This window comes from Staphylococcus simiae (assembly GCF_002902085.1).
Classification (GTDB): domain Bacteria; phylum Bacillota; class Bacilli; order Staphylococcales; family Staphylococcaceae; genus Staphylococcus; species Staphylococcus simiae.
Genome location: NZ_PPQR01000044.1, coordinates 21,781 through 28,230 on the forward strand (window position 1 = coordinate 21,781; position 6,450 = coordinate 28,230).

Genomic DNA, 6,450 nt, shown 5'->3' on the forward strand with positions numbered 1-6,450 from the left:
GAGGCTATTAGTAATAATGGCAAAAATTAAAGCAAACGAAGCGTTAGTTAAAGCATTACAAGCATGGGATATTGATCACTTATATGGTATTCCAGGAGATTCTATCGACGCGGTAGTTGATAGTTTACGTACAGTGAGAGAGCAATTAACTTTTTATCATGTTCGTCATGAAGAAGTAGCAAGTTTAGCAGCTGCAAGTTATACAAAAATGACTGGTAAAATTGGGGTAGCTCTAAGTATTGGTGGTCCAGGTTTAGTACACTTATTAAATGGTATGTACGACGCTAAAATGGATAATGTACCTCAATTGATTTTATCAGGTCAAACGAACAGTACAGCTCTAGGTACAAAAGCATTCCAAGAAACAAACATAACAAAATTATGTGAAGATGTTGCAGTTTATAATCACCAAATTGAAAAAGGCGATAATGTCTTTGAAATTGTTAATGAAGCAATTCGTACAGCTTATGAGAAAAAAGGTGTAGCAGTTGTTGTTTGTCCAAATGATTTATTAACTGACAAAATCAAAGACACTACAAATAGAGCAGTAGATACTACTAAACCAAAAGCTGTATCACCTAAAGCTAAAGACATCAAAAAAGCTGCAAAATTAATTAACAAAAGTAAAAAACCAGTAATGATTATTGGTGTAGGAACACAACATGCGAAAGATGAATTACGTGAATTCGTTGAAGCAGCAAAAATTCCTGTTATCCATACATTACCTGCGAAAACAATTATACCGGATGATCATCCTTATAGTATTGGTAACTTAGGTAAAATTGGTACCAAAACATCTTATCAAACAATTCAAGATGCAGATTTATTAATTATGGCTGGTACAAACTACCCATATGTTGACTACCTACCTAAGAAAAACATTAAAGCAATCCAAATTGATACCAACCCACGCAATATTGGACACCGTTTCAATATTAATGTAGGCATTGTTGGAGATAGTAAAGTAGCATTCCATCAATTAACAGAAAGTATCAATCATGTTGCTGAACGTCCATTCTTAAATAAAACATTAGAACGTAAAGCAGTATGGGATAAATGGATGGAACAAGATAAAAACAATAATAGTAAACCATTACGTCCAGAACGCTTAATGGCATCTATTAATAAATTCATGAAAGACGACGCAATTGTTTCAGCTGATGTTGGTACATCAACAGTTTGGTCTACACGTTACCTTAACATGGGTGTAAATAACAAATTCATCATTTCAAGTTGGTTAGGTACAATGGGTTGCGGCCTACCTGGTGCAATGGCTGCTAAAATTGCTTATCCAAAACGCCAAGCAATTGCTATTGCTGGTGACGGTGCATTCCAAATGGTTATGCAAGACTTTGCAACTGCAGTACAATATGATTTACCATTAACTGTATTCGTATTAAATAATAAACAATTAGCGTTTATTAAATATGAACAACAAGCAGCAGGTGAATTAGAATATGCAATCGACTTCTCTGATATGGACCATGCAAAATTTGCTGAAGCAGCAGGTGGCGTAGGTTACACTGTTAAAGATCCAAGTCAATTAGATGCAGTTATCGAAGAAGCATTTGCACAAGATGTTCCAACTATCGTAGATGTACATGTTGATCCAAATGCTGCACCATTACCAGGTAAAATCGTTAATGAAGAAGCACTTGGCTATGGTAAATGGGCTTACAGATCTATTACTGAAGATAAACATTTAGATTTTGATCAAATCCCACCAATTTCAGTAGCAGCAAAACGTTTCTTATAATAAATTTAGTAACTCGGTCCATTGTGACCGAGTTATTTTTTGAAAAACTATTGAAAACGTTTTATTAAATATGTATAATACTTATGAAATAAAATAACTTTGCGTGTTACTGGTAAAGCAGGCATGAGCAAACAATTGAACCATGATGACATCATATGGTCTTGTTTGTTCATGCCTGCTTTTTGTATATCGAAAAGTAATAACGAGAGGGATGTTTAAAATGTTTAAGAAATTATTTGGACAATTACAACGTATCGGTAAAGCGTTAATGTTACCAGTTGCAATTCTACCAGCTGCAGGTATATTACTAGCATTTGGTAATGCGATGCATAATGAACAATTAGTAGCCATCGCACCTTGGTTAAAAAATGATGTTATTGCAATGATTTCATCAATTATGGAAGCAGCAGGTCAAGTTGTATTTGATAACTTGCCGTTACTATTTGCAGTCGGGACAGCACTCGGATTAGCAGGTGGAGATGGCGTTGCAGCATTAGCAGCATTTGTTGGTTATTTAATTATGAATGCCACAATGGGTAAAGTGTTGAATATCACAATAGATGATATTTTCTCATATGCTAAAGGCGCTAAAGAATTGAGTCAAGCAGCGAAAGACCCTGCCAATGCTTTAATTTTAGGTATTCCAACATTACAAACTGGTGTGTTCGGTGGGATTATCATGGGGGCTTTAGCAGCATGGTGTTATAACAAATACTATAATATTACATTGCCTGCTTTCTTAGGATTCTTTGCAGGTAAGCGTTTCGTACCAATTGTTACGTCAGCTGTAGCTATTGTAACAGGTGTGGTATTAAGTTTTGCATGGCCACCAATTCAAGAGGGATTGAATGGTCTATCTAATTTCCTATTAAATAAAAATTTAGCATTAACAACATTTATTTTTGGTATTATTGAACGTTCATTAATTCCATTTGGATTACATCATATCTTCTATTCACCATTCTGGTTCGAATTTGGGCATTATACTAACCATGCAGGAGAGTTAGTCCGTGGTGACCAACGTATCTGGATGGCACAATTAAAAGACGGTGTACCATTTACAGCTGGGGCCTTCACAACAGGTAAATATCCATTTATGATGTTCGGTTTACCAGCGGCAGCATTTGCAATTTATAAAAATGCTCGCCCAGAACGTAAGAAAATTGTTGGTGGTTTAATGTTATCAGCAGGATTAACTGCATTCTTAACTGGTATTACTGAACCATTAGAATTTTCATTCTTATTTGTAGCACCAGTATTATACGCTATACATGTTGTATTAGCTGGTACTTCATTCTTAGTAATGCATTTACTAGGCGTTAAAATAGGTATGACGTTCTCTGGTGGATTTATTGATTATGTTTTATATGGCTTATTAAATTGGGATCGTACACATGCATTATTAGTTATCCCAGTAGGTATTGTTTATGCCGTTATTTATTACTTCTTATTTGATTTTGCTATCCGTAAATTCAAATTGAAAACACCTGGTCGTGAAGATGAGGAAACAGAAATACGTAATTCAAGTGTGGCAAAATTACCGTTTGATGTCTTAGATGCTATGGGTGGCAAAGAAAACATTAAACATTTAGATGCATGTATTACACGTTTACGTGTAGAAGTTAAAGATAAATCTGTCGTTGATGTGGCAGGATTAAAAGCTTTAGGTGCTTCTGGTGTACTTGAAGTAGGTAATAATATGCAAGCGATCTTTGGTCCAAAATCAGACCAAATTAAACACGATATGGCCAAAATTATGAATGGCGAGATTACTAAACCAAGTGAAACAACTGTTACTGAAGAAGTATCAGACGAGCCAGTACACATGGAAAAAGTCGTAACAACTGATATTTTTGCACCAGGAACTGGACAAATCATTCCTTTAGAAGAAGTGCCTGATCAAGTTTTCGCTGGAAAAATGATGGGGGACGGGGTTGGCTTTATTCCTGAAAATGATCAAATTGTAGCACCATTTGATGGTACAGTGAAGACAATCTTCCCTACAAAACATGCGATAGGTTTAGAATCAGAAACGGGTGTAGAAGTATTAATTCATATTGGTATCGATACAGTCAAATTAAATGGTGAAGGTTTTGAAAGTTTAATTAATGTTGACGAAAAGGTGACACAAGGTCAACCATTAATGAAAGTGAATTTGGCTTACCTTAAAGAACATGCATCAAGCATTGTTACACCAATTATTGTGACAAATCTAGAGGATAGAACATTAGATATTCAAGATATCCAAGATGTCGATCCAGGAAAACTAATTATGACAGTTAAATAATAGATAACTAACAAAGCACATCTCCGATGAGGTGTGTTTTTTGTATAGTGTAATATCTTACGATAGACGAGGTAACATTAGAGATAGTATGATGGTACATATGATAAATAATTTTACTGTAACATTACCGATTATCATCATTTATATTGGTATATTAATGAAATGGTAAGCATAAGCAGGTTGAATTGCTTGTATTTTAATCGGAAAAGTAATAAAAATATATTAACGAATTGTAATAGAAATAAGGGGAATTAGTACAATGGCTGAAGAAGGAAAATTAGTAGCACAAAAAGATATTGAAGTGAATGGCTATGATATTGATGCCATGGGCATTGTTAGTAATATCGTCTATATCCGATGGTTTGAAGATTTAAGAACAGTCTTCATTAATCAACATATGAATTATTCAGAAATGATGTCACAACACATGTCACCAATTTTAATGAAGACAGAAGCGGAATATAAGACTCCGATTACGATTCATGATAAACCGATAGGTCGCTGTTACTTAATTCAAGCTAGTAAAATGAAATGGATTTTCAAATTTGAAATTGTTTCTGAAGGAACAGTGCATTGTATTGGTTATCAAACAGGTGGATTTCTTGATTTAGAACGTCGAAAAATTATGAAAATGCCACAAGTGTTTCAAGATATTTTAAAATAAATAGGATAATAATATAAAGAGGTGTTCAGTATGGTTAACCAACTTAATAGTGTTGATGAATTTAAAGTATTTATACAACAGTATCCATTAACTGTTGTACATGTTATGCGCGATAATTGTAGTGTCTGTCATGCTGTATTACCTCAAATTCAAGATTTAATGTCTAATTATCCTAATGTACCTTTAGGTGTCATCAATCAAAGCCATGTTGAAGACATTGCAGGGGAGCTTAATATTTTCACTGTACCGGTAGATTTGATTTTTATGGATGGCAAAGAAATGCATCGTCAAGGACGCTTTATTGATATGCAACGTTTTGAACACTACTTAAAACAAATGAATGACAGTTTGACTGAACAATAAACATATAATGGAAAGGCTGATACGACGTAATTGATTGTCGTGTCAGCTTTTTTGCATAGAAATATAATTGAATCTAGCAATAATCATTGGAATAAATAATCATTAACATGATAAAGTAGAATACACTAGACATTAACAAAAGGAGACCACTGATATGAAGAAAAAAGTTACAACCTTTAGTTTAGCGTTTTTAGTTGCAGCATATGCACATATTAAAGTCCGCGAAAAAAGAAGTGTTAAAAGTTTTGTCTTAGAACAAATGATTCGTTTAGGTGGAATGAAAAAGACTTTTGTTTCGCAGCAAAAGGCCCAACAAGCTTTAGCTGATATGGCACCTTTAACGAAAGGTGACTACAAAGGTACAGATTATCATTTTACGTCAGCAGTGGCTAAAGAAGAAATGTACGGCTCTACAGTATATACACTTAATGATCAACATCATAAGCAACAGCAAACAGTATTATATATACATGGTGGTGCATGGTTCCAAGATCCATTAGTTGACCATTTTGCATTTGTAGATGACATGGCTCAAATATTAGGAACTAAAGTAATCATGCCAATTTATCCTAAAATACCTCACCGCGACTACAGAGCAACCAATGAATTAATAACAAACCTTTATCAACAAGCATTAAAAGAGATTGATAACCCTGAACAATTAATAGTGATGGGAGATTCAGCAGGTGGTCAAATTGCTTTATCATTTGCCCAATTATTAAAACAACAGCAATTACCACAACCTGGTCACATCATTCTTATTTCACCAGTGTTAGATGCAACAATGCGTCATCCAGAAATTCCTAAATACTTGAAAAAGGATCCAATGCTTGGTGTTGAAGGTACGCAATATTTAGTACAACAATGGGCTGGCGACATGCCTCTAGAAGATTATCGTATTTCACCTATAAATGGAGATGTAGATGGTTTAGGTCGCATGACTTTAACAGCCGGTACTAAAGAAATTTTATTCCCTGATGCGGTGAATTTATCTCAACTATTGAGCGCTAAAGGCATCGACCATGATTTCATTCCTGGACATTACCAATTTCACATTTATCCGGTATTTAACATTCCGGAAAGACGACGCTTTATTTACCAATTAAAGACAATTTTAAATAAATAAGGGCGTTCTATTTTTAGAACTGATAAATAATGAGTGAATAATTATGTATTAGTCCAATTTGAGAGGGAACTTAAATAATGACAAAAACTCTGATGAATACTGTCATAACAAGTGAATGTATTGTTCACGTATGCTATGACCTCATCAGAGTTTTATTGGCTCATTGTCAAAATCGGTTGATGTATAAATTTTGAATCGAATTTCATCAATTTAAGTCACTTATCCACTCCATTACATTTTCAAAAATAATGGAG

At 34.2% G+C, this 6,450-nt stretch carries 6 protein-coding genes; all 6 read left to right on the top strand.

All coding sequences use genetic code 11. The features are described 5' to 3' along the window. The first annotated feature begins 16 nt into the window (after nt 1–16). Nucleotides 17–1,756 carry a pyruvate oxidase gene (locus tag CD113_RS06045; RefSeq protein ID WP_002461883.1) on the top strand — a complete coding sequence of 580 codons (1,740 nt, stop codon included), beginning with the start codon at nt 17–19 and terminating at the stop codon, nt 1,754–1,756. A 220-nt stretch (nt 1,757–1,976) separates the two neighbouring features. After that, complete coding sequence (gene ptsG, locus CD113_RS06050; RefSeq protein WP_002461882.1) at nt 1,977–4,043, top strand: glucose-specific PTS transporter subunit IIBC; 2,067 nt, start codon at nt 1,977–1,979, stop codon at nt 4,041–4,043. Between the two features lie 40 nt (nt 4,044–4,083). Continuing rightward, nucleotides 4,084–4,212 (top strand): hypothetical protein, encoded by a 129-nt coding sequence (locus CD113_RS12945; RefSeq protein ID WP_268741110.1) that lies wholly within the window; start codon nt 4,084–4,086, stop codon nt 4,210–4,212. 90 nt (nt 4,213–4,302) lie between these two features. Continuing rightward, nucleotides 4,303–4,707 carry an acyl-CoA thioesterase gene (locus tag CD113_RS06055; protein WP_002461880.1) on the top strand — a complete coding sequence of 135 codons (405 nt, stop codon included), beginning with the start codon at nt 4,303–4,305 and terminating at the stop codon, nt 4,705–4,707. 30 nt (nt 4,708–4,737) lie between these two features. Continuing rightward, nucleotides 4,738–5,070 carry a thioredoxin family protein gene (locus tag CD113_RS06060; RefSeq protein WP_002461878.1) on the top strand — a complete coding sequence of 111 codons (333 nt, stop codon included), beginning with the start codon at nt 4,738–4,740 and terminating at the stop codon, nt 5,068–5,070. 154 nt (nt 5,071–5,224) lie between these two features. Then, nucleotides 5,225–6,196: an alpha/beta hydrolase fold domain-containing protein gene (locus CD113_RS06065; RefSeq protein ID WP_002461877.1), complete on the top strand. Its 972-nt coding sequence runs from the start codon at nt 5,225–5,227 to the stop codon at nt 6,194–6,196. Nucleotides 6,197–6,450: the final 254 nt, after the last annotated feature.

Coding starts and splice junctions, on each gene's coding strand:
- CD113_RS06045 (WP_002461883.1), top strand. CDS start 17: ATGGCAAAAATTAAAGCAAACGAAGCGTTAGTTAAAGCATTACAAGCA.
- ptsG (WP_002461882.1), top strand. CDS start 1,977: ATGTTTAAGAAATTATTTGGACAATTACAACGTATCGGTAAAGCGTTA.
- CD113_RS06055 (WP_002461880.1), top strand. CDS start 4,303: ATGGCTGAAGAAGGAAAATTAGTAGCACAAAAAGATATTGAAGTGAAT.
- CD113_RS06060 (WP_002461878.1), top strand. CDS start 4,738: ATGGTTAACCAACTTAATAGTGTTGATGAATTTAAAGTATTTATACAA.
- CD113_RS06065 (WP_002461877.1), top strand. CDS start 5,225: ATGAAGAAAAAAGTTACAACCTTTAGTTTAGCGTTTTTAGTTGCAGCA.